Annotated in this window: 23 protein-coding genes; 16 read left to right on the top strand and 7 right to left on the bottom strand. The window is 73.1% G+C overall.

Annotated elements, in window-relative coordinates; all coding sequences use genetic code 11:
• Window positions 1-2: 2 nt before the first annotated feature.
• Window positions 3-1,001 (top strand): carbohydrate ABC transporter permease, encoded by a 999-nt coding sequence (locus tag J7I94_RS21250; protein WP_215168855.1) that lies wholly within the window; start codon window positions 3-5, stop codon window positions 999-1,001.
• 62 nt (window positions 1,002-1,063) lie between these two features.
• Window positions 1,064-1,828 (top strand): carbohydrate ABC transporter permease, encoded by a 765-nt coding sequence (locus J7I94_RS21245; protein WP_215168887.1) that lies wholly within the window; start codon window positions 1,064-1,066, stop codon window positions 1,826-1,828.
• A gap of 8 nt (window positions 1,829-1,836) precedes the next feature.
• Here the strand turns inward: J7I94_RS21245 and J7I94_RS21240 are convergent, their stop codons facing one another.
• Entirely contained in the window at window positions 1,837-2,043 is a 207-nt protein-coding gene (locus J7I94_RS21240; RefSeq protein ID WP_215168854.1) for a DUF5999 family protein, read from the bottom strand.
• A gap of 337 nt (window positions 2,044-2,380) precedes the next feature.
• Entirely contained in the window at window positions 2,381-2,965 is a 585-nt protein-coding gene (locus J7I94_RS21235; protein ID WP_215168852.1) for a hypothetical protein, read from the bottom strand.
• 561 nt (window positions 2,966-3,526) lie between these two features.
• Here J7I94_RS21235 and J7I94_RS21230 point away from each other — a divergent pair.
• Entirely contained in the window at window positions 3,527-5,026 is a 1,500-nt protein-coding gene (locus tag J7I94_RS21230; RefSeq protein ID WP_215168850.1) for a glutamate--cysteine ligase, read from the top strand.
• Window positions 5,027-5,134: 108 nt separating this feature from the next.
• Complete coding sequence (locus J7I94_RS21225; protein WP_215168848.1) at window positions 5,135-5,932, top strand: CPBP family intramembrane glutamic endopeptidase; 798 nt, start codon at window positions 5,135-5,137, stop codon at window positions 5,930-5,932.
• Between the two features lie 28 nt (window positions 5,933-5,960).
• On the opposite strand, the gene J7I94_RS21220 is transcribed toward J7I94_RS21225, so the two are convergent.
• Window positions 5,961-6,773 (bottom strand): PhzF family phenazine biosynthesis protein, encoded by an 813-nt coding sequence (locus J7I94_RS21220; RefSeq protein ID WP_215168846.1) that lies wholly within the window; start codon window positions 6,771-6,773, stop codon window positions 5,961-5,963.
• A 175-nt stretch (window positions 6,774-6,948) separates the two neighbouring features.
• Between J7I94_RS21220 and J7I94_RS21215 the strand changes: the two genes are divergently transcribed.
• From J7I94_RS21215 to J7I94_RS21195, 4 genes are all read left to right on the top strand, one after another.
• A complete protein-coding gene (locus J7I94_RS21215) occupies window positions 6,949-7,581 on the top strand; it encodes a PadR family transcriptional regulator (protein WP_215168844.1) in 633 nt (210 codons plus the stop codon).
• A gap of 201 nt (window positions 7,582-7,782) precedes the next feature.
• Complete coding sequence (locus J7I94_RS21210; protein WP_215168842.1) at window positions 7,783-8,340, top strand: Clp protease N-terminal domain-containing protein; 558 nt, start codon at window positions 7,783-7,785, stop codon at window positions 8,338-8,340.
• 127 nt (window positions 8,341-8,467) lie between these two features.
• Window positions 8,468-9,475, top strand: a complete 1,008-nt coding sequence (locus tag J7I94_RS21205; RefSeq protein WP_215168885.1) for a DMT family transporter — start codon at window positions 8,468-8,470, stop codon at window positions 9,473-9,475.
• 207 nt (window positions 9,476-9,682) lie between these two features.
• Complete coding sequence (locus tag J7I94_RS21195) at window positions 9,683-10,834, top strand: EamA family transporter (protein ID WP_308114652.1); 1,152 nt, start codon at window positions 9,683-9,685, stop codon at window positions 10,832-10,834.
• Between the two features lie 45 nt (window positions 10,835-10,879).
• On the opposite strand, the gene J7I94_RS21190 is transcribed toward J7I94_RS21195, so the two are convergent.
• Window positions 10,880-11,575 carry a pyridoxamine 5'-phosphate oxidase family protein gene (locus tag J7I94_RS21190; RefSeq protein ID WP_215168840.1) on the bottom strand — a complete coding sequence of 232 codons (696 nt, stop codon included), beginning with the start codon at window positions 11,573-11,575 and terminating at the stop codon, window positions 10,880-10,882.
• 35 nt (window positions 11,576-11,610) lie between these two features.
• Between J7I94_RS21190 and J7I94_RS21185 the strand changes: the two genes are divergently transcribed.
• A complete protein-coding gene (locus tag J7I94_RS21185; protein WP_215168838.1) occupies window positions 11,611-12,942 on the top strand; it encodes an aminotransferase class I/II-fold pyridoxal phosphate-dependent enzyme in 1,332 nt (443 codons plus the stop codon).
• 77 nt (window positions 12,943-13,019) lie between these two features.
• On the opposite strand, the gene J7I94_RS21180 is transcribed toward J7I94_RS21185, so the two are convergent.
• Both J7I94_RS21180 and J7I94_RS21175 read right to left on the bottom strand, forming a co-directional pair.
• The gene (locus J7I94_RS21180) at window positions 13,020-13,487 is read right to left on the bottom strand and encodes a pyridoxamine 5'-phosphate oxidase family protein (RefSeq protein ID WP_215168836.1); all 468 of its coding nucleotides are present in this window, start codon (window positions 13,485-13,487) and stop codon (window positions 13,020-13,022) included.
• 44 nt (window positions 13,488-13,531) lie between these two features.
• Window positions 13,532-14,023: a Rieske (2Fe-2S) protein gene (locus tag J7I94_RS21175; RefSeq protein ID WP_215168834.1), complete on the bottom strand. Its 492-nt coding sequence runs from the start codon at window positions 14,021-14,023 to the stop codon at window positions 13,532-13,534.
• Window positions 14,024-14,206: 183 nt separating this feature from the next.
• Between J7I94_RS21175 and J7I94_RS21170 the strand changes: the two genes are divergently transcribed.
• The 7 genes from J7I94_RS21170 to J7I94_RS21140 all read left to right on the top strand — a co-directional run bounded on the left by J7I94_RS21170 (window position 14,207) and on the right by J7I94_RS21140 (window position 20,541).
• Entirely contained in the window at window positions 14,207-14,971 is a 765-nt protein-coding gene (locus J7I94_RS21170) for a HipA family kinase (protein ID WP_215168832.1), read from the top strand.
• Window positions 14,968-15,417, top strand: coding sequence for a DUF3037 domain-containing protein (locus J7I94_RS21165; protein ID WP_308114651.1), 450 nt, complete (start codon window positions 14,968-14,970; stop codon window positions 15,415-15,417). The genes J7I94_RS21170 and J7I94_RS21165 overlap by 4 nt, the downstream gene beginning before the upstream one ends.
• Before the next feature lie 172 nt (window positions 15,418-15,589).
• The gene (gene fabG, locus J7I94_RS21160) at window positions 15,590-16,351 is read left to right on the top strand and encodes a 3-oxoacyl-ACP reductase FabG (RefSeq protein WP_215168830.1); all 762 of its coding nucleotides are present in this window, start codon (window positions 15,590-15,592) and stop codon (window positions 16,349-16,351) included.
• Window positions 16,352-16,371: 20 nt separating this feature from the next.
• Window positions 16,372-17,124: an SDR family oxidoreductase gene (locus J7I94_RS21155; protein ID WP_215168828.1), complete on the top strand. Its 753-nt coding sequence runs from the start codon at window positions 16,372-16,374 to the stop codon at window positions 17,122-17,124.
• 435 nt (window positions 17,125-17,559) lie between these two features.
• Entirely contained in the window at window positions 17,560-19,164 is a 1,605-nt protein-coding gene (locus J7I94_RS21150; RefSeq protein WP_215168826.1) for an ABC transporter substrate-binding protein, read from the top strand.
• A 90-nt stretch (window positions 19,165-19,254) separates the two neighbouring features.
• Window positions 19,255-19,938 carry a uracil-DNA glycosylase gene (gene ung, locus J7I94_RS21145; RefSeq protein ID WP_215168824.1) on the top strand — a complete coding sequence of 228 codons (684 nt, stop codon included), beginning with the start codon at window positions 19,255-19,257 and terminating at the stop codon, window positions 19,936-19,938.
• A gap of 60 nt (window positions 19,939-19,998) precedes the next feature.
• Window positions 19,999-20,541: a hypothetical protein gene (locus tag J7I94_RS21140; protein ID WP_215168823.1), complete on the top strand. Its 543-nt coding sequence runs from the start codon at window positions 19,999-20,001 to the stop codon at window positions 20,539-20,541.
• 49 nt (window positions 20,542-20,590) lie between these two features.
• Here the strand turns inward: J7I94_RS21140 and J7I94_RS21135 are convergent, their stop codons facing one another.
• Window positions 20,591-21,157 (bottom strand): hypothetical protein, encoded by a 567-nt coding sequence (locus J7I94_RS21135; RefSeq protein ID WP_308114650.1) that lies wholly within the window; start codon window positions 21,155-21,157, stop codon window positions 20,591-20,593.
• Window positions 21,158-21,324: the final 167 nt, after the last annotated feature.

Genomic DNA, 21,324 nt, shown 5'->3' with positions numbered 1-21,324 from the left:
CGATGACCTCCACGTTCCTGCCGGACGAGCGGACCGGCCCCGGTGCCGACCTGCCGCCCCCGCCGGCCGCCGCGGCCCGGGGGCGGACCCGGCGCCGTATCACGCACTGGCTCACCGCGGTCGGCTTCCAACTGCCCGCCCTGGTGCTGTTCCTGGTCCTCGTCGTGCTGCCGATCCTGTTCGCGCTGTACGCCGCCTTCTTCAGGTGGGGCGGCTTCGGCATGCCCTCGGACTACATCGGCACCGACAACTTCACCCGCCTCTTCGACGACCCGGTCTTCCTCGGCGACCTGTGGCGCTGCCTGGTCCTGGTGGTCCTCTCCCTGGCACTGCAACTGCCGTTCGCGCTGGCCATGGCGGTCCTGCTGAACCAGCGGATGCGCGGCCGGGCGGTGTACCGGATGCTGTTCTTCGCGCCGTACGTGCTGTCCGAGGCCATCACCGGTGTGCTGTTCGGCATGATCTTCGCGCCGGACGACGGGCTCGCCGACCGGGCGCTGGGCGGCGTCGGCCTGGACGGTGCCGGCGGGGAGTGGTTCGCCGACCCGTCGATGGTGATGGCGACGCTCTTCCTCGTCATGACGTGGAAGTACTTCGGCTTCCACATGATGCTCTACCTGGCCGGACTCCAGTCCATCCCGAAGGAGTTGACGGAGGCCGCGCTCATCGACGGGGCGGGCGCCTGGCAGCGTTTCCGCAACGTCACCCTGCCGCTGCTGGCGCCCACCCTGCGCATCAGCGTGTTCCTGTCCGTCATCGGCGCCATCCAGCTGTTCGACCTGGTGTGGGTGGTCACCCAGGGAGGTCCCGACCACCACTCCGAGACCATGGCCGTGACCATGTTCCAGTTCGGGTTCAAGCGGTACCAGGTCGGCTACGCCAGCGCGATCAGCGTGGTCATGTTCGGCATCAGCCTCGTCTTCGCCCTCGCCTACCAGCGGTTCGTGCTGCGGCGCGACCTCCAGGGGGCCACCACGACCATGAGGGGAGACGGCAAGTGAGCGCCAAGTCCCGGGGGCGGACCCTGCCCCTGCACCTCGCCCTGACCCTCGTCGGCGCCGTCATGGCCGTGCCGCTGCTGTACGCCGTGCTGTCCGGGTTCAAGTCCTCGGACCAGCTCTCCGACAACCCGGTGGGGCTGCCGAGCCCGTGGGTGCTCTCCAACTACACGGACATCCTCGGCTCGGGCTCCTTCTGGCGGCTGGTCGGCAACAGCACGCTGATCGCGGTGGCGACCACCGTCCTCGTGGTCGCGGTCTCCGCGCTCGCCGCGTTCTCCTTCGCCCGGTTCGCCTTCCGCGGCCGGGAAGCGCTGTTCACGCTGTTCACGATGGGGCTGATGTTCCCCTTCGCGGTGGCGGCGCTGCCGCTGTTCCTGCTGCTGCGCTCGATGGGCCTGCTGGACAACCCGCTCGGCGTGATCCTGCCGCAGGCCGCTTTCGGGCTGCCGATGACCATCATCATCCTGCGCGGCTTCTTCCGGGAGATCCCCGGTGAGCTGGAGGAGGCGGCCACCCTGGACGGCTGCGGGCCGTTCGGCTTCTTCTGGCGGGTGCTGCTGCCGATGGCCCGGCCGGCGCTGGGGACGGTGTCCGTACTGGCCGTGGTCACCAGCTGGAACAACTTCTTCCTGCCGCTGCTGGTCTTCACCGACTCCACCTGGTGGACCATTCCGATCGGGGTCCAGCAGTTCCAGGGCCAGTACTCCGCGGACACCGCCCGGGTCTTCGCCTACCTGGTGCTGGCGATGGTGCCCGCCCTGGCCTTCTACTCGGTGGCCGAGCGGCAGCTCGTCGGCGGGCTCACGGCCGGGGCCACGAAGGGGTGAGGAGGCGGTCAGGCGGCCGTCATCACCTGGCCGGCACCGAGCGGTCGGTGCGGGGCGATGATCCGGCCGTCCGGCAGGAGTTCGCCGGTGTCCTCGAAGAAGAGGACACCGTTGCACAGCAGGCTCCAGCCCTGCTCCGGGTGGTGCGCCACGAGACGGGCGGATTCCCGGTCGGCGGAGTCGGCTGACGGACACGGCGGCTGGTGCTGGCACATGGCGGGGTTCTTTCGCTCCGGAGTGATGGGTGGGTGTGCTGTCGTCTCTGTTCCGCGGCGTGAAGCGTGGTTCATGGCCGCCCCCCGTCGCATAAGTCGGTCCGGACCCAGTGTTGCCCCACGGGCGTCGATCCGCAGGTATTTCGCGGCACCGCCTCTCACAGGTCGAGGACGCGTCACCCGCCCGGACGGTTCAGTCCAACTCCGGTGTCCGTGCGGTGGATTCGCGGGGCCTGGAGGGGCTGGTCCGGGTGGGTGCCGGGACTTGCGGGCGCGGGTGACCCCGCTGCCCTGTTCTCGGGCGGCGGGGTCACGTGGCGTTCGGTTCCTGTGGGGATCAGGCGGGGGAGCGGAGCAGGGGTGTCGGCGTGGCCCGGTGGGTCAGGACCGGGAGCAGGTCCGCGACCCGGTGCGGCCGGTGCGCCGCGATGCCGGGCGGGGCCGGTGCCAGCGGCACCAGCAGGTCGGTGGCGTCCGGGTGGCCGACGGCGGCGTCGGCCGTGTGGTCGCCGTGCAGCCACAGGGTGAGCATGTACAGGCCGGGCACCGACAGCAGGCGCGGCTGGAACGGCTGGGCCACCGACTCGGCCTGGCGCAGCGCGCGTTCGGTCGCGGTGACGTAGGGGCCCTCGAAGAAGTGCGAGAAGGCCCAGCCGTCCGGGGTCAGCATGGTGTCCGCCGCGGCCACCACGCCCTCCCCGCTGCGGATGAGGAAACGCCACCCGGCGAGCCGCACGGCCGGCACGCCCTCGGGGGTGACGTGGTCCAGGACGTGCACGGGCAGCGGCAGCTCGGGCGTGACCGGACCGCGGGCGCCGAGCAGGGACGGGGTGCGGGCCTCGCGGACCGCGGTGGGCGAGGAGAGCGCGGTGAGGACGGTGCGCAGGGCGGGCGCGGGAGCCGGGGGGACATGCAGCGGCATGGTGGGTCGCCTCTCAATCGAAGGCACGGTGGCGCGAGGGCGGGGCAGGGCGGCGTGGGGGCCGGGCGGACGACGCTGTCAGCTCGCAGGGGCAGAGAGACGAGGCCGGGTCCGAACGCCGGCAAGCGGGGGTGAGGGCTGCTGTACGTCGCCTCGGCGATCTCGACCGTAGGCGCCAGCTCTCTGCCGTGTCCGCAGAGTTTATACGACAGGTGTTCAGGGTGTGTTTCGGCTAGCGCTTTCCGGCAAGACGAACAAGAGCGCATCCGGTCGGCGATATGCGGAGGATACCCTGATTTCGAACGGGCTGAACGCCGATGACCTCGGGGAATATCCGGGAAGCGGTCGGCCAATTGTCGTCGGGCTTTTCCACGAGTTCCCGGAGTCCGAAACCGGCTGTGCGCCATGCCCGGTGAATGTGCCTCCGGTCACATCGCGCCAGCGTAGCGGCTCGCGGGTCCGCTCGGGGACGTTATCGATCGCATCGGCTGGGCATCATCCATCCTGACCGGCACCCACCGGCGGCCGGACCCCGGCCGCTGATCCGAGGAGGACGCTTCCATGGGGGAGAAGGTCGCGGCAGGCCAGGTGGACCTGTCCGATCGCCAGCACTACCGCGACAAGCTCCGCCGCTGTCTGACGGGCTTGGAGCGACTCCTGGCGGAGAAGCGGTTCGACCGGCCGAAGAACCTGATGGGGCTGGAGATCGAACTGAATCTCGTCGGTGCCGACGGGATGCCCAAAATGCTGAACGGGCAGGTCCTGGAACGCATCGCGAGCCGGGACTTCCAAACAGAACTCGCCATGTTCAACCTGGAAGTCAACATCGCTCCACACCGGCTGGAGGGCCGCGTATTCGACCGGCTCGCCGAGGAAATCAGCACCTCCTTGGCATATGCCGACCGAAAGGCCGGAGAGCTGGACGCGGGAATCGCGATGATCGGCATTCTGCCGACCCTGGACCGGGACGACCTGGTCTCCTCCAACCTCTCCGACGTGGACCGCTACGCCCTGCTCAACGACCAGATCGTGGCCGCCCGCGGCGAGGACTTCCACCTGGAGATCGACGGCGTCGAACGCCTCAGCTGCACCTCGAAGTCCATCGCCCCCGAGGCCGCCTGCACGTCGGTGCAGCTGCACCTCCAGGTGACGCCGGAGCGTTTCGCCGGGGTGTGGAACGCCGCGCAGGCCGTGACCGCCGCGCAGATCGCAGTCGGGGCCAACGCGCCCTTCCTGTTCGGCCGCGAGCTGTGGCGGGAGTCCCGCCCGCCGCTGTTCCAGCAGTCCACCGACACCCGCCCGCCCGAGCTCCAGGCGCAGGGCGTGCGTCCGCGCACCTGGTTCGGGGAGCGGTGGGTGACCTCGGCGTACGACCTGTTCGAGGAGAACCTGCGCTACTACCCGGCCCTGCTGCCGATCTGCGACGACGAGGACCCCCTCGACGTCCTGGACGCGGGCGGCGTGCCGTCCCTCGCCGAGCTGGTACTGCACAACGGAACCGTCTACCGCTGGAACCGCCCCGTCTACGGCGTCGCCGACGGCCTTCCGCACCTGCGCGTGGAGAACCGCGTCCTGCCCGCGGGCCCCACCGTCACCGACGTCATCGCCAACGCGGCGTTCTACTACGGTGTCGTCCGCGCCCTCGCCGACGAGCCGCGGCCGGTGTGGACGCGGCTGCCGTTCGAGGCCGCCGCCGCCAACTTCGACGCCGCCTGCCGGTACGGCATCGAGGCCCGCTTCCAGTGGCCGAGGCGCGGCCGGCTGGGCGGCACGGGGGAGGTCGAGGCGGCCGTCCTGGTCCGGGACGAGCTGCTGCCGCTGGCCGAGGCGGGGCTGGACGCGTGGGGCGTCGAGCCCGCCGACCGCGACTTCTACCTGGGCGTGATCGACGAGCGGTGCCGGCGCCGGGTCAACGGCGCCGCTTGGCAGGCGGCCACGTTCCACCGGGCGCTGGAGGCGGGGATGTCCCGCGAGGCCGCGCTGGCCGCGACGACCAGGCGCTACGTCGAGCTGATGCACAAGGGGGACCCGGTCCACCTGTGGCCGATCGGGCGGCCGTAGCGGTGACCGCGGCGGGGCCGGGCCGGCGTCCCGGCCCGCGCCCGCCCCCGCCGGTGTCCGCCTCATACTGATCGGGCAAGCTTGACGTCCCGGTCGAGACAGGTGTGCATGGCGGAGGCGGGCCCGGTGGTCGATTCCATCCCTCAGGAGCGGCTCTCGCGACGGAGTCTGCGGGACGAGACGCTGCTCGTCCTGGCTCTCTCGCTGGGCGCGAGCGGGGTCTCCGCCCTGATCAGCTTCATCGGCTCGGTCACCCGGCCGGGCGGCCTGAAGGACCAGGCGGCCACCCTCAACGCCTCCGCCGCGCCCGGCCGCCCCTGGCTGGACCTCGCCTGGCAGCTGTTCGGCATCGCCACCGCGCTGGTGCCGGTCGCCCTCGTCGCCCACCTGCTGCTGCGGGAGGGGCGGAGCCTGCGCGCCCTGGGCTTCGACCGCACCCGGCCGGGTCCCGACCTGCTGCGCGGTGCCGTGATCGCGGCCGTCATCGGCAGCAGCGGCATCGCCTTCTACCTGGCCGCCCGGGGCCTCGGCTTCAACCTCACGGTGGTGCCCGAGGCGCTGCCCGAGGTGTGGTGGAAGTACCCGGTGCTGATCCTGTCCGCCCTCCAGAACTCGATCCTGGAGGAGGTCGTCGTCGTCGGCTACCTGCTGCGCAGGCTCGACCAACTGGGCTGGACGCCCCGGGCGTCGCTGGTCGGCAGTGCGGTGCTGCGCGGCTCGTACCACCTGTACCAGGGCATCGGCGGCTTCATCGGCAACATGGTGATGGGCGTGGTGTTCGTCTGCCTGTACCGGCGCTGGGGCCGGGTGGGACCCCTGGTGGTGGCGCACTCGCTGCTCGACATCGGGGCCTTCGTGGGCTACGCGCTGCTGGCCGGGAAGGTGGGCTGGCTGCCGACGGCGTGACGGCCGGGCAGCCGGCCCCGCTCCGGTGTCACCAGGCGAGCAGGTCGCCCTCGATCACCGTCACCGCGCGCCCGCTCAGCAGCGTGCGGTCGCCGAGCGGCTCCACGCGGACCAGGCCGGAGCGCGGTGACGCCTGGAGCCCGGTGAGGGCGGGACGGCCCAGGCGTTCGCACCAGTAGGGGGCCAGCGCGGTGTGCGCGCTGCCGGTGACCGGGTCCTCGTCGATGCCGACGTTGGGGAAGAAGCAGCGGGAGACGAAGTCGTAGCCGCGCGCGGGGTCCTCGGCGCGGGCGGTCGCGATGACGCCGCGCTCGGAGTGGGCCGCCAGCGCCTTGTGGTCCGGTGTCAGCTCGCGGACGGTCTGCTCGTCGGCGAGTTCGACCAGCAGGTCACCGACGTTCGGGCCGGTGTCGAGGACCGCGCGGGGCTCGGCGCCGAGGGCCTCGGCCAGACCCGCCGGTACCTCGGCCGGGGTCAGCGGCGCGGTCGGGAAGTCCAGGGTGAGCGAGCCGTCCGCGCCGGGCGTGGCGACGAGGACGCCGCTGCGGGTGGCGAACCGGACGGGCCCCTGATGGGCGCCGGTGGTGTGCAGGACGTGGGCGGTGGCGAGCGTGGCGTGGCCGCACAGGTTCACCTCGGTGGCCGGGGTGAACCAGCGCAGTGCCCAGTCGGCCGCGCCGCCCTCGGGCAGCGGGTGGGCGAAGGCCGTCTCGGCGTGGTTGACCTCCAGGGCGACTTGCTGGAGCAGGCGGTCGTCCGGGAAGGCGTCGAGGAGCAGGACCCCGGCGGGGTTGCCCGCGAAGGGCCGGTCGGTGAAGGCGTCGACGATTCGGATGCGCATGTCCCGACGCTACGGGAGCGGGAGAAGCGCAGGCCAAGGCCAATGGGCGACCGGTGGACCGGGTTTCGGGTCGCTGGCCGGCCGGACGGGTCTTCGGTGAGGGGTTGTCGCATCCAGTTCTCCGATATATCGTTGAAGCATCGCGACAGATCAACGATGGAATGGAGTGGTGGCGATGCGTACCCACGGATACGAGCGTGGACACGGTGGACGGGGCGAGGACGGCCCCTTCGGGCGCGGCGGCTTCGACGGGCGCCGCGCGGCCTTCGGCCCCTTCGGGCCGGGTGGTCACGGCGGCCCCGGACCCTTCGGGCCGGGCTTCGGCCCCGGGCCCTGGGGCGGCCGAGGGCGGGGCGGTCCGCGGGGCAGGGCACGGCGCGGCGACGTACGCGCGTCGATCCTGGCCCTGCTCAAGGACCGGCCGATGCACGGCTACGAGATGATCCAGGAGATCGCCGAGCGCAGCGGCGGGGCGTGGAAGCCCAGCCCCGGCTCGGTGTACCCCACCCTCCAGCTGCTGGAGGACGAGGGGCTGATCGCCAGCGAGAGCGAGGGCGGCAAGAAGCTGTTCGCCCTCACGGAGTCCGGCCGAGCCGCCGCCGAGGAAGGGCCCGAGGCTCCCTGGGAAGAGGCGTCGCGCGGGGTCGACTGGGAGGCGCTGAACGACATCCGGCAGGCCGGCTTCGGCCTCATGGAGGCGTTCGGCCAGGTCTGGAAGACCGGCAGCAAGGAGCAGCGGGAGAAGGCGCTCGACGTCATCAACGAGTCCCGCAAGAAGCTGTACCGGATCCTCGCCGACGAGGACTGACGCGAAGATGTGCGGCGCCCCGCGGACGACTCCGCGGGGCGCTCTCGTACGGGGCAAGAGGGCACGCCGGTCGGGGGAGCGAACGGCCTGATCTCATCCGTGAGGAGGAGATCATGGCCCTCGGCGTCCACTTCGCGTGGGACGCCGAAATGCTCCCCGCCGGGGATGACCCGGTGCTATGGGGGCTGATGGGGTGGAGTGGTGCAATCCCGTATCCCCCGGCAGTCGGCCGGTGAGCAAGACGCCCGGCGGCCCGACCACCCAGACCACCCCGACCGCACCGACCACGATGACCGGCTCGGCCCCGGACTGGCAGCGGTGGTCTCCGGCGCGCGCCGCAGGGCGGTACGGGACGGGGACCGGCAGATCGACACGGCGCATCTGCTCCACTCGCTCCTGGAGTACGACCCCGAGGTGGGCGCCGTGCTGGGCGACGGACCGCAGATGTCCCGGCTGCTCGGCTATCTGGTGCAGCGCAGCATCGGCTACGGCCTGCGCTGGCAGGGCACCGTCGAGGACTCCGGAGCCGTACCCGTCGTCAAGGAGGCCGCGGGCTTCTCGCCCTCGGCCGCCACCGCGGTCGACCGGGCCTGCGAGCGCGCGGTACGGCGCGGCGCCGCCCGGGCCGGTGGGGTGGATCTGCTCGCCGCTCTCGTCGCGGACCCGGGCACGCGGGCCGTCGAGGTCCTCGGCCGGGCCGGCGTCGACCCTCAGGCCCTGCTCGCCCGCGTCGACGGTCACGCGGAGCCGAGGGCATAGGCCCCTGCCGAGTCCGCCCTTCTCCGGCTCTGGAGAGGCTCTGGAGACCGCCCTTCGGCGCGGTCGGCGTCCGGTACGCGAGACAGGTGTCATCGGGGGTGACGGTCATGTCGTGCCCTGTCATCATGTGCCGGTGCATACGACTGACAGCGCCCGGGGCGGCCGGGGCGGCAAGGGCGTCGGGCTCGGCGTCGCGCTCGTCTCCGCCCTCGCCTTCGGCGGATCCGGTGTCGCGGCCAAGCCGCTGATCGAGGCGGGCCTCGACCCGCTCCACGTGGTGTGGCTGCGGGTGACCGGCGCGGCCCTGGTGATGCTGCCGCTCGCCGTGCGACACCGCGCGCTGCTGCGCCGCCGTCCCGGTCTCCTCGCCGGCTTCGGTCTGCTCGCCGTGGCCGGTGTCCAGGCCTGCTACTTCGCCGCGATCTCCCGCATCCCCGTCGGTGTGGCGCTGCTGGTCGAGTACCTGGCGCCCGCCCTGGTGCTCGGCTGGGTGCGGTTCGTGCAGCGGCGGCCGGTGACCCGGGCCGCCGCGCTCGGCGTGGCCCTCGCCGTCGGTGGCCTCGCCTGTGTCGTGGAGGTCTGGGCGGGGCTGGGGTTCGACGCCCTCGGCCTGCTGCTCGCGCTGGGCGCCGCCTGCTGCCAGGTCGGCTACTTCGTCCTGTCCGACCAGGGCAGCGACGCGGGCGACGACACGCCCGACCCGCTCGGCGTGATCGCCTACGGCCTGCTCGTCGGCGCGGCCGTGCTCACCGTCGTGGCCCGGCCCTGGGGCATGGACTGGCAGGTGCTCGCGCACACCGTGCCGGTCGACGGCACACCGGTCGCCGCCGTGCTGCTGCTGGCCTGGATCGTGCTGATCGCCACGGTGCTGGCCTACGTCTGCGGCATCGTCGCCGTACGCCGGCTGTCGCCGCAGGTCGCGGGCGTCGTGGCCTGCCTGGAGGCGGTCATCGCGACCGTCCTGGCCTGGGTGCTGCTCGGCGAGCGCCTCTCCGCCCCGCAGATCGCCGGCGGCGCGGTGGTCCTGGTGGGCGCCTTCATCGCCCAGGCGTCCACACCCGCCACGGGATCGGCGGAGCCGGTGGCGGCGGGCGGCCCGGGACGGGAGTTGTCCCGCCGGGGACCGGTCGCCTAGTCTGCCGATCATGCATTCGGACACCCTCGTTCTTCCGCCTCCGGCCGCCTGAGGCGGGTCCACCGGTGAGCAGCCCGGCGCGTCGCCGTCGGGCGGAACGGTGCTGCCCGCGGACGAGGTCCGTAGGGCCCCGACGGTTCATTCCCGTCGCTCCAGGGGCCCTTGCCGAACTTCCGCGCTCATCGCGCGACTGCGGAGTGAATCATCGTGTCGAATGCACAGTCAGGTCTGCCCGTCGGGCGTGGCCTCCTCTACCTGATCGTCGCCGGCGTCGCCTGGGGCACCGCGGGCGCCGCCGCCTCGCTGGTCTACCGGATCAGCGACCTGGGCCCCGTCGCCCTGTCCTTCTGGCGCTGCGCGGCCGGCCTCGCGCTGCTGCTCGCCGCCCGGTTGCCGCGCCGCCTGGCACGGGCGGCCGGCCCTCGGCGGCGGCCGGCCGACCGCCGAGTACGGCCCGTCGGTCCTCGGTGGCGGTCCGTCGACCGCGCGGTACGGCCCGTCGGCCTTCGGTGGCGGTCCGTCGACCGCGCGGTACGGCCCGTCGGCCTTCGGTGGCGGTCCGTCGACCGCGCGGTACGGCCCGTCGGCCTTCGGTGGCGGTCCGTCGACCGCGCGGTACGGCCCGCCGTGCCCGAGTCGCTCGGCCGCAAGGTGCTGCGGACCGCCGCCACCGGCGTCGGCCTCGCCGTCTTCCAGACCGCCTACTTCGCCGCCGTGCGGTCCACCGGACTGGCCGTGGCGACCGTCGTCACCCTCGGGGCCGGTCCCGTGCTGATCGCGCTCGGCGCCCGGCTCGCCCTCGGGGAGCGCCTCGGCCGGGGCGGCGTCGGCGCGGTCGCCGGGGCGCTGGCCGGGCTCGCGGTGCTCGTCCTCGGCGGGGGCGGCGCGACCGTACGTCCCTGGGGCGTGGTCCTGGCGCTGCTGTCCGCGGCCGGGTACTCGGTGATGACCCTGCTGACCCGCTGGTGGGGCCGGGACGGCGGGGCGGACGCCGCCGCCACGTCGGCCGGCGCGTTCGCCGTCACCAGCCTGTGCCTGCTGCCGTTCGCCCTGGCCGAGGGGCTGGTGCCGCACACCGCGGAGCCGGGACGGCTGCTGTGGCTGCTGGCCTACGTCGCGGCCGTGCCCACCGCCCTCGCCTACGGGCTGTACTTCGCGGGCGCGGCCGTGGTCCGGTCCGCCACCGTGTCCGTGATCATGCTCCTGGAGCCGGTCGCCGCGGCGGTGCTGGCCGTCACCCTGCTCGGTGAGCACCTCACGCCGGCCACGTCGGCCGGCACGCTGCTGCTGCTCGGGTCGGTCACCGGCCTCGCGGTCGCGGAGGCGCGTCAGGCGCGGGGGCGGCCGGCGCTCGTGTGACCGGGACAGGGGCCTTCCCGGGCCGGAGGGCCCCCGCGGCCGGTGTCACGGCGCGGAGAGGTAGTCCGGCAGCGCGGTGCCGGGGGCCAGGCCGGGGTCGGCGACCGGGGCGTCGTAGCCCTTGCGCAGCGGGAGGAGCCCGGCCCAGTGGGGGAGGGCGAGGTCCTCGGGCTCGTCGTTCACGCCGCCGGAGCGGGCCTTGGCGGAGACCTCGCGCAGGTCGAGGCGGAGGACGGCGGTGGCCGCCAGCTCCTTCCGGTTGGCGGGCCGGGAGTCGCGGGAGCGGCCCGCCACGACATGGTCGACCAGGGCGTCGAGGGCGGTGCGCTTCTCCTCGGGGTCCGTGACGTCGTACGCCGTGCCGTGCACCACCACCGACCGGTAGTTGACGGAGTGGTGGAAGGCGGAGCGGGCCAGCACCAGCGCGTCCACGTGCGTGACCGTCAGGCACACCGGCAGCCCCGGGTCGGCCTGCCCGGCCATGCGCAGTGGGCGCGAGCCCGTCGAGCCGTGCACGTAGAGCCGCTCGCCGACCCGGCCGTACAGCGTCGGCAGCACCACCGGGGCGCCGTCCCGGACGAAGCCGAGGTGGCAGACGTACCCCTCGTCGAGGATCGAGTGCACCATGTCCCGGTCGTACGAGGCGCGTCCCGGGGAGCGGGTGGGGACGGTGCGGTCGGTCGGGGGGTAGGCGGTGGCGGGCTGTGCCGTGGACCCTGCGGTCCCCGTGGTCCCCTGCATGGCGATCTCCATTGCACTAGTGCATAATAGGCTTTGTGCTAGGAGGCTATCCGATCAGTGGGCGGCGCGCAGCCGACATTTCCGCGAGCGTCGAGCGCGCGGTGGGCGCGGGAGAGCTGGAACCGGGGCAACTGCTGCCCCCCATGCGGGAGTTGGCCGGGCGGCTCGGGGTGAACCCGAACACCGTGGCCGCCGCGTACCGCACTCTGCGCGAGCGCGGGGTGATCGAGACGGCCGGGCGCCGGGGCAGCCGGGTGCGGACGAAACCGGCCACCACGGGGCGCGAGTTCCTCCGGGTGGAGGTGCCCGAGGGCGTCCGTGACGTGTCCGACGGCAACCCGGACCCGGCGCTGCTGCCCGCGCTCGCCCCGGTGTTCGCCGCCGCGGCCGAGCGCAACGACCGGGAACCCGTGCTGTACGGGCACGAGCCGGCCGAACCGGAGCTGGTCCGCCTGGCGCGGGCCGAACTGGACGCCGACGGGGTCCCCGGCGGCCCGGTGGCCGTCACGTCCGGCTCGCTGGACGCCATGGAACGCGTGCTGGCCGCGCACCTGAAACCCGGGGACGCCGTCGCCGTCGAGGACCCGGGCTGGGGCAGCCTCCTCGACCTCGTCCCGGCGCTCGGGCTGCGCACGGTGCCGGTCGGCGTCGACGACGAGGGACCGCTGCCCGACGACGTGCGCCGCGCGCTGACGTCCGGCGCCCGCGCCCTGGTCGTCACGGACCGGGCGCAGAACCCGACCGGCGCCGCGCTGAGCGCTCCACGCGCGCGTGCCCTGCGCTCCGTGCTCCGCGAGCACCCGGAGACCCTGCTCATCGAGGACGACCACGGCCACCGGATCGTCGACCTGCCGCTGTGCCCGCTCGCCGGTACGACGCACCGCTGGGCCTTCGTCCGCTCGGCCGCCAAGGCGTACGGACCCGACCTCAGGCTCGCCGTCCTCACCGGCGACGCGGTCACGCTCGACCGGGTGCGCGGGCGCCAGCGGCTCGGCCCCGGCTGGGTCAGCCGCATCACCCAGCGCGCCGTGGCCCGGCTGTGGGCCGACGGCGCGGTGGACCCGGCGGTGGTCGCAGCGGCCTACGGGCGGCGGCGGGCGGCGCTGCTCGACGCCCTCGCCCGGCGGGGCGTCCCGGCGCACGGCCGCAGCGGTATGAACGTGTGGATCCCGGTGCCGGACGAGACCGGCGTCGTCGCCCGGCTGCTGGCCGCCGGGTGGGCGGTCGCGCCGGGAGCGCGGTTCCGGATGAGCGCGCCGCCGGGGGTACGGGTCACTGTCTCCACGCTGGAGGAGGGGGAGGTGGGGGTGCTGGCCGACGCGGTGGCCGGGGCGCTCGGCCCCGGGCCGGCGCGGAGTTATGTGTAGGGCGGGTGCGTTGTGGCCGGTCGCGCGGCTCCCCGAGCTCTTGCGGGCGGGGCTCCCCGCGCTCCTGCCGGCGCGGCCTACGGCGGTGTCAGTTTGCGGAAGTCCCAGGAGACCGTCTTCCGCGGGGTGAGGCGGAGCCAGGCGTGGCGGCCGTCGTGGGGCAACTCGTCGACGCCGAAGTGCTTGCGGGCGAACAGCGTCTCCGGCAGGTCCAGTTCGGCACACAGCTCGCCCGTGCGGGGCACCTCGCCCACGGACTCGACGCTGCCCGACAGCTCCACGCCGCGCAGTTCGTCGTACTCCTCCCCGGTGTCGACCACGACCGCCGCCCGCGGGTCGCGGCGCAGATCGGCCGAGCGCCTGCTGCGCACCACCGAGTACAGCCACAGTGAGCCGCCGTCCCAGACGAACCACAGGGTGCTCACGTGCGGGGCGCCGTCGGCCGACACCGTGGCGACCCGGCAGGTGCGCTGGGTGGTCAGGAACGCGTCCAGCTCGCCGGGCGTCATCATGATCCGGCGGCCCCGGCGCTGTGTCACGGTCATACGGCTCCTCCTCGTCCCGGGTGGTTCTGTGCCGGCCGTCCCGGTCACACCAGTGAGATCGACTCCCCGTCGACGGCGATCTCCACGGCGGGCAGCGGCTCGCGCGCGGGGCCGCTTTGCACACTGCCGTCCGTGATGGAGAAGTTGCTGTTGTGGCAGGGGCAGTTGATGACGCCGTCGGATACCTCCTTCACGGCGCACCCCTGGTGTGTGCAGGTCGCCGAGAACGCCTTGAACTCACCGGCCGAGGGCTGCGTCACGACCACTTTCTGCTCGGCGAAGACCACGCCGCCGCCCTCGGGGATGTCGGCGGCCGAGGCGAGGGCCTGCGCGGTCGCACCCTCGGCGGGGGAGGACGCCGGGCCGGTCGCGTCCGGCGTGCCGCCGGAACGCGAGCCGGTGTCGGAGTCCGTGCCGGAGCCCGTGTCGGAGTCGGAGCAGGCGGACAGCGCGACGGCGAGTCCGGCTGCTCCGGCCGCCGCCACGACGGTGCGCCGGGCCGGTCCTGCCGAGGGGTGAAGCGATGCGCGGGTCATACGGACGTTCCCTTCCGGGGGACGACGGTGGGTGATCTGCCGTGGGGTACGGCCGTGGGACACGTGCTGTTCAGACCGTGCCGAGATGCTGGCGCCCGCGCGGTAGGACGGGCGTGAGCCACAGCTGTCGCCGAGCTGTCGGGCGCCCCCGGCGGCCGGTCGTGCCGCCGGTAGCCTGGGGCGATGCTCAAGGAAGTCATCGCGACCCGTTACATCACGCCGCTGCGTGAGGGCGGTTCGCTGCCGGGACTCGTCGAGGCCGACGACTTCGGGACGTACGTCCTGAAGTTCCGCTCGGCCGGCCAGGGCCGCAAGACGCTCGTCGCCGAGGTCGTCTGCGGGGAACTGGCCCGCCGGCTGGGCCTGCGGGTGCCCCGCCTGGTGACCGTCGGCCTCGACCCGGTGCTGGGGCTCGGCGAACCCGACCCGCAGGTGCAGGAACTGCTGCGCTCCAGCGGCGGCACCAACCTCGGCATGGAGTTCCTCTCCGGCGCCCTCGGCTTCGACCCGCTCGCCTTCGCGGTCAGCCCCGAGGAGGCCGGGCGCATCGTCTGGTTCGACGCGCTGGTCAACAACGTCGACCGCTCCTGGCGCAACCCCAACCTGCTGCGCCACCGGGGCGACCTCTGGCTCATCGACCACGGCGCCACGATGATCTGGCACCACAACTGGCCCGGCGCCGAAGCCTCCGCCGCCCGCCCCTACGACGCCGCGGACCACGCCCTGGCCTCCTTCGCGCCGGACGTCCGCGCCGCCGCCGCGCAGCTCGCGCCCCGCGTCACCGAGGAACTCCTCGCCGAGGTCACCGCCGAGATCCCCGACGCCTGGCTGGACGGCGAGCCCGGCTTCGACGCGCCGGACGACCTGCGGCGGGCCTACGCCCGGCCCCTGCTCGCCCGGGCCGCCACCGTCCACGAGCGGATCACCGGAATCGAGGGGGACAAGTGAGCGAGCGCCACATCCACATGGCCGGCAGCGTCGTCGAACGGCACATCATCCGGGGCGGCGAGACCAACGAGCGGGACGTCTACGAGTACGTCCTCCTGCGCGTCGTCCCCCGCGTCGAGCGCGGCGAGTGCGTCAACGCCGGGGTGCTGCTGTACTGCCGCGCCAAGGCGTTCGTCGCCGCGCGCACCCACCTGGACGAGGCCCGGCTGCTCGCCCTCGATCCCCGGGCGGACGTCGAAGGGGTGCGCGCCGCCCTGCGCGCCGTGGAGGCCGTGTGCGCCGGCGGCACCCCGGCCGGACAGGCCGCCGGCGACGACCCCGGCCGCCGCTTCCGCTGGCTGATCGCCCCCCGCTCCACCGTCGTCCAGCCCGGTCCGGTCCACACGGGCCTCACGGCGGACCCGGCGGCGGAGATCGAACGGCTGCTTGAGCTGCTGGTGCGCTGAGCGGGCCGGTGGGCCGGGGCGCACGGGGGTGATGGATCACACCGGCACGGTGTCCCGTTGACACCGCGTGCCAGGGCTTCTAGCGTCACGTCTGCCGAAGGTACTAAGCGGTCGCTCACCCGCACGGGGGCGCGGCCGCCGCAGCCGCATCCCCAGGACGAGGAGAAGCAGCATGTCCACCACTGAGCAGCGGGTCGCCGTAGTCACCGGTGCCGCGCGCGGCATCGGTGCCGCCACCGCCGTACGACTGGCCGCCGAAGGCCACGCCGTCGCCGTGATCGACCTCGACGAGGCCGCCTGCAAGGACACCGTGGAGAAGATCACCGCGGCCGGCGGCAAGGCCCTCGCGGTCGGCTGCGACGTCTCCGACGAGGCCCGGGTCGAGGCGGCCGTCACCCGCATCGCCGAGGAACTGGGCGCGCCGGTGATCCTCGTCAACAACGCCGGTGTGCTGCGCGACAACCTGCTGTTCAAGATGAGCGTCTCCGACTGGGACACCGTCATGAACGTGCACCTGCGCGGGGCCTTCCTGATGTCCCGGGCCTGCCAGAAGTACATGGTGGACGCCAAGTTCGGCCGCATCGTCAACCTGTCCTCGTCCTCCGCTCTCGGCAACCGCGGCCAGGTCAACTACTCCGCCGCCAAGGCCGGTATGCAGGGCTTCACCAAGACCCTCGCCAAGGAACTGGGCAAGTTCGGCGTCACCGCCAACGCCGTCGCCCCCGGCTTCATCGCCACCGACATGACCGCCGCGACCGCCGAGCGCGTCGGCATGGGTTTCGAGGACTTCAAGGCCGCCGCCGCCACCCAGATCCCGGTACAGCGCGTCGGCGAGCCCGACGACATCGCCAACGCCGTCGCCTTCTTCACCGGCGAGGCGGCCGGCTTCGTCTCCGGCCAGGTGCTGTACGTGGCCGGCGGACCGCTCGACTAGGAAGCTGGGGACAGACGGACATGACGGAACTCTCGGGCAAGGTCGCGCTGGTCACAGGCGCCAGCCGCGGCATCGGCTACGGCGTCGCCGAGGCCCTGGTCGCGCGCGGCGACCGGGTCTGCATCACCGGACGCAACGAGGACGCCCTGAAGGAGGCGGTCGAGAAGCTCGGCGCCGACCGGGTCATCGGCGTCGCGGGCAAGGCGCACGACGAGGCCCACCAGGCCGTCGCCGTCGAGCGGGTGATGGATGCCTTCGGCCGGGTCGACTACCTGGTCAACAACGCCGGGACCAACCCGGTGTTCGGGCCGATCGCCGACCTCGACCTGAACGTCGCGCGCAAGGTCTACGAGACCAACGTGATCTCCGCGCTCGGCTTCGCCCAGAAGACCTGGCACGCCTGGCAGAAGGAGAACGGCGGCGCGATCGTCAACATCGCCTCCGTGGCGGGCATCGCGCCCTCGCCCTTCATCGCCGCGTACGGGGTCAGCAAGGCCGCGCTGATCAACCTGACCGGCCAGCTCGCGCACGAGTTCGCGCCCAAGGTGCGGGTCAACGCGATCGCCCCGGCCGTGGTGAAGACCAAGTTCGCCGCCGCGCTGTACGAGGGCCGCGAGGAGGAGGCCGCCGCGGGCTACCCGCTGGGCCGCCTCGGCGTGCCCTCCGACGTCGGCGGCGCCGCCGCGTTCCTCACCTCGGAGCAGTCCGCCTGGGTCACCGGGCAGACGCTGGTGCTCGACGGCGGCATCTTCCTCAACGCGGGCGTGAGCTGAGGTACGGCGGGGGCGTTCTCCGGTAGCGGACGGCGCCCTCGCCGTGCGGGCACCTGCCTTCTTCGCGTGGAACACCTGCCTTCTCCGTGCGGGCATCTGCCTTCTCCGCGCGGGCACCTGCCTTCTTCGCGTGGAACACCTGCCTTCTCCGCGCGGGCATCTGCCTTCTCCGCGCGGGCACCTGCCTTCTTCGCGTGGAACACCTGCCTTCTCCGTGCGGGCACCTGCCTCCTCCCCGCGGAACACCTGCCTTCTCCGCGGGGAACGGCCGCATCCTGGGGCGAGACGGCCGCTTCCTCGCGCGGAATGATCTCCTCCGGGGCATGACAACGTAGTCACCCGTCGAAACGATCAAAACGCCTGTTCAAAGCGGGTCCGGAGGGACAACCGCTGCGATATGGTCGCCCGAGTTCGGCACCGCCACACGGGGGATCGATGAGCGTGCGCGTGTTCAACCGGAACCGGAACCGACGCCTGCGGTGCGTGGCCGCGGGCGCGTCCCTGTCCTTACTGGCCGCGGGATGCGGCATCCTCTCGCCCGACGACCCGGACCGGGACGAGCCGATCGTCGTCGGCACCACCAGTGCGCCCAGCACGCTGGACCCCGCCGCCTCCTGGGACGGCTCCTGGGAACTGTTCCGCAACGTCTACCAGACGCTGCTGAGCTACCCCAACGGCGCGACCACGCCCCGCCCCGACGCCGCGCGGAACTGCGCGTTCACCGACAGTTCGAACCAGGTGTACCGCTGCGAGCTGCGTACCGGACTGACCTTCTCGGACGGGGACCCGCTCGACGCGGCGGCCGTCAAGTACTCGATCGACCGGATCAGGGCCATCGACGTCGACGGCGGACCGGCCGGACTGCTGGGCAGCCTGGAGCGGGTCCAGGCGCCGAGCGAGCACGAGGTCGTCTTCCACCTGAACAAACCGGACGCCACCTTCCCGTTCGTGCTCGCCACCCCCGCGATGTCCCTCGTCGATCCCGACACCTACCCGGCCGACGCGGTGCGCCGGGACGGCGAGGTCGTCGGGTCCGGGCCGTACGTCCTGAAGTCCTTCGAGGACGGCGAGCGGGCCGAACTCGTCCGCAACGACCGGTACCAGGGCTACGCGGAACGCCGGAACGACGCGGTGACCATCGAGTACTTCGATTCCTCCCAGGCCATGGTGAAGGCGCTGCGGGCCGGACGCGTCCAGGTGACCTTCCGCGGTCTGGCCGCGGACGACGTCATCGACCTGGAGAGCGGCACCGCCGACGAGGAGGACCTCCAGCTGTTCGAGGGCACCGGGGCCGACATCAGCTACCTCGTCTTCGACCCCGACGACCCCTGGACGGGCCGCAAGCCCGTACGGCGGGCCGTCGCCCAGGTCATCGACCGGGCCGCGATCGCCCACGACGTCTACCGGGACACCGTCGACCCGCTGTACTCGATGGTCCCGCAGGGCGTGACCGGGCACACCACCGGCTTCTTCGACGAGTTCGGCGACCCCAGCGCCGACAAGGCCCGCGCCATCCTCACCCGGGCCGGCATCGACGAACCCGTCCCCCTCACCCTCTGGTACACCACCGACCGCTACGGCTCCGAGACCGCCCTGGAGTTCAAGGCGCTCGAACGCCAGCTGGAGGACTCCGGCCTGTTCACGGTCACGCTCAGGAGCCGCCCGTGGAAGACGTACGTCGCCGGCTACCAGAAGGGCGAGTACCAGGTCTTCGGCCGGGGCTGGTTCCCCGACTTCCCGGACGCCGAGAACTTCATCGCCCCGTTCGTCGGGGAGCAGAACGCCCTGGGCACGCCCTACCGCGTCCCCGCGATCACCGACGACCTGCTGCCGCGCTCCCGCCGGGCGAGCGACCGGGCCGAGGTGGTGGAGGAGTTCGAGGAGGCGCAGCGCGTCCTCGTCGACGACGCCCGGCTGCTGCCGCTGTGGCAGGGCCGGCAGTACGTGGCGGCCAGCGAGGACATCTCCGGCGCGGAACGGGCGCTCGACCCGTCGACGATCATGATGGTGTGGGAGCTGCACCGCAAGACGAGCTGGTAGACCGGGTTCCCGGCCTCCCGGCACCGGTTGTCAGTGGTCGCCTGTAGGTTCTGAGGTGCTGGAGCGACCGCACACCGTAAGGAAGTTGACGTGACCGACATCGCCATGCTGCCCGAGTCCTGGCGCGAGGTGCTCGGCGGCGAGCTGGAGCAGCCCTATTTCAAGGAGCTGACGGAGTTCGTCGAGGAGGAGCGGGCGAAGGGCCCCGTCTACCCTCCGCGCGAGGAGGTCTTCGCCGCCCTTCAGGCCACGCCGTACGACCAGGTGAAGGTGCTGGTCCTCGGGCAGGACCCGTACCACGGCGAGGGGCAGGGGCACGGCCTGTGCTTCTCGGTCCGCCCGGGCGTGAAGATCCCGCCGTCCCTGCGGAACATCTACAAGGAGCTGCACGCGGAGCTGGACGTCCCGATCCCGGACAACGGCTATCTGATGCCGTGGGCGCGGCAGGGCGTCCTGCTGCTCAACGCGGTGCTCACGGTCCGGGCGGGCGAGGCGAACTCGCACAAGGGCCGCGGCTGGGAGCTGTTCACGGACGCGGTGATCCGTGCGGTGGCCGACCGGCCCGACCCGGCCGTGTTCGTGCTGTGGGGCAACTACGCCCAGAAGAAGCTGCCGCTGATCGACGAGGAGCGGCACGTGGTGGTCAAGGGCGCGCACCCGTCCCCGCTGTCGGCGAAGAAGTTCTTCGGCTCCCGGCCGTTCACGCAGATCAACGAGGCCGTCGCGGCGCAGGGCCACGAGCCGATCGACTGGACCATTCCCGACCTCGGCTGATCTGGCCGCGTCTGCGCGGTGATCGGCGGGCGGGGGCCTAACGTCGTCGGCAACAGCCGGATGAGTGGCGCGGAGGACGCGGTGGCCCAGGGACAGGAGCGGACGGCACCGGACGCCGTACCGACCCGGATCGCGCAGGTCGTCATGTTGCATCACGCGGGCGACCGCGAGGAGGCCCGCAACCGGTACCTCGGCCTGTGGGCGGAGGTCGGCGAACAGGGCGACCCGCTGCACCGGTGCACCCTGGCCCACTACCTCGCCGACACCCAGGACGACCCGGCGGACGAACTGGCCTGGGACCTGCGGGCCCTGTCCGCCGCGGAGGAACTCACCGCCGGGCACCCGGCGGACCACGAGGGCGCGCTCGCCGCGCGTTCCCTCTATCCCTCCCTGCACCTGAACCTGGCGGCCGACTACGACCGGCTCGGCCGCCCCGAGGCCGCCCGGCTGCACCTGTGGCGGGCCCGCCGCGCGGCCGAGTCGCTGGGGGACGACCGCTATGCCGCGGGTGTGCGTGCGGAGATCGGCCGGCTGGAGCGCAGTTTGGGGGAGGGCGGTTCCTCGCCGGACGGCCCTTGGGGGCCGCCGCGGCAGCGGCCCTGAGCCGGGGGCGGGGGTGTGCGGAGTACGGGGCTGGGCGGGGCCGGTGGTTTCAGTGGCCGTACGTCTGGCGGCAGATGGACGCCTCGGGGCTGTCCGGCTGCCAGCGGCCGTACGTGCGGCCGAGGGCGCACACGTCCGCGCCCTCGCCGCGTTGTCCGGGGGCGGCTGGTGGGACTTCGGGGAGCGCCGGGGCGGACCGAGGGGGCCGGGCCGGCCGCGGCCGGGCCTTCGGCGGGGTGGCCGGCGGGGGTCGTCGGGGCGGGGCGGCGGACGGTGCGGGGCCGCGTGCCGCGTCGCTCTTCCGGGAACGCGGTCCGTCCGGTTCTCTCTGCCCGTTGGTCTCCTCCCGCCCCTCCGCCGCGCCGGTCTCGTCCGCCCTGTCCGGTTCGTCCGGTTGCGAGGAGGGGCCGGTCGACTCCAGCGACTCACGGGCCGGGGCCTCGACGGGCGGTGGCCGCCGGGAGCCGTCCGGGCGCGGGGCGGAGGGCCGGGCCTCGCCCGCCGCCGTGCCGGGGGCGGGCGGACGCTGGACCGTCACACAGCCGGTCACGGCCGTGACGGCGGCGGTTATGGTCGCGGTCACCAGGAGCGTCGCGGTGGTCGTCGTTCTCTGCACCCGCGCCACTCTGCTGGCCGCCCGCTTCCCGCGGCGCCGGACCGGCCCAGGATGCCCCGCACGGGTGATCCCCGGCCCCGCACGCAGCCCCGGCTCCCAACGGCTGACGCGAGCGTCCGCCCGCGGCCCCCGCCCGCACCCCTGGTCTCCGTCCGCTCCCGCCCGTC

Source organism: Streptomyces sp. ISL-12, from assembly GCF_018614415.1.
In the GTDB taxonomy this organism is placed as follows: domain Bacteria; phylum Actinomycetota; class Actinomycetes; order Streptomycetales; family Streptomycetaceae; genus Streptomyces.
The sequence above is the reverse complement of the archived record's forward strand: the minus strand, read 5'-3'. Positions and strand labels throughout refer to the sequence as shown.

Excerpts from the sequence above, each read along its gene's own strand:
- J7I94_RS21250 (WP_215168855.1), top strand. The coding sequence starts at position 3 with ATGACCTCCACGTTCCTGCCGGACGAGCGGACCGGCCCCGGTGCCGAC.
- J7I94_RS21245 (WP_215168887.1), top strand. The coding sequence starts at position 1,064 with ATGGCCGTGCCGCTGCTGTACGCCGTGCTGTCCGGGTTCAAGTCCTCG.
- J7I94_RS21240 (WP_215168854.1), bottom strand. The coding sequence starts at position 2,043 with ATGTGCCAGCACCAGCCGCCGTGTCCGTCAGCCGACTCCGCCGACCGG.
- J7I94_RS21235 (WP_215168852.1), bottom strand. The coding sequence starts at position 2,965 with ATGCCGCTGCATGTCCCCCCGGCTCCCGCGCCCGCCCTGCGCACCGTC.
- J7I94_RS21230 (WP_215168850.1), top strand. The coding sequence starts at position 3,527 with ATGGGGGAGAAGGTCGCGGCAGGCCAGGTGGACCTGTCCGATCGCCAG.
- J7I94_RS21225 (WP_215168848.1), top strand. The coding sequence starts at position 5,135 with ATGGCGGAGGCGGGCCCGGTGGTCGATTCCATCCCTCAGGAGCGGCTC.
- J7I94_RS21220 (WP_215168846.1), bottom strand. The coding sequence starts at position 6,773 with ATGCGCATCCGAATCGTCGACGCCTTCACCGACCGGCCCTTCGCGGGC.
- J7I94_RS21215 (WP_215168844.1), top strand. The coding sequence starts at position 6,949 with ATGCGTACCCACGGATACGAGCGTGGACACGGTGGACGGGGCGAGGAC.
- J7I94_RS21190 (WP_215168840.1), bottom strand. The coding sequence starts at position 11,575 with ATGCAGGGGACCACGGGGACCGCAGGGTCCACGGCACAGCCCGCCACC.
- J7I94_RS21180 (WP_215168836.1), bottom strand. The coding sequence starts at position 13,487 with ATGACCGTGACACAGCGCCGGGGCCGCCGGATCATGATGACGCCCGGC.
- J7I94_RS21175 (WP_215168834.1), bottom strand. The coding sequence starts at position 14,023 with ATGACCCGCGCATCGCTTCACCCCTCGGCAGGACCGGCCCGGCGCACC.
- J7I94_RS21170 (WP_215168832.1), top strand. The coding sequence starts at position 14,207 with ATGCTCAAGGAAGTCATCGCGACCCGTTACATCACGCCGCTGCGTGAG.
- fabG (WP_215168830.1), top strand. The coding sequence starts at position 15,590 with ATGTCCACCACTGAGCAGCGGGTCGCCGTAGTCACCGGTGCCGCGCGC.
- J7I94_RS21155 (WP_215168828.1), top strand. The coding sequence starts at position 16,372 with ATGACGGAACTCTCGGGCAAGGTCGCGCTGGTCACAGGCGCCAGCCGC.
- J7I94_RS21150 (WP_215168826.1), top strand. The coding sequence starts at position 17,560 with ATGAGCGTGCGCGTGTTCAACCGGAACCGGAACCGACGCCTGCGGTGC.
- J7I94_RS21140 (WP_215168823.1), top strand. The coding sequence starts at position 19,999 with ATGAGTGGCGCGGAGGACGCGGTGGCCCAGGGACAGGAGCGGACGGCA.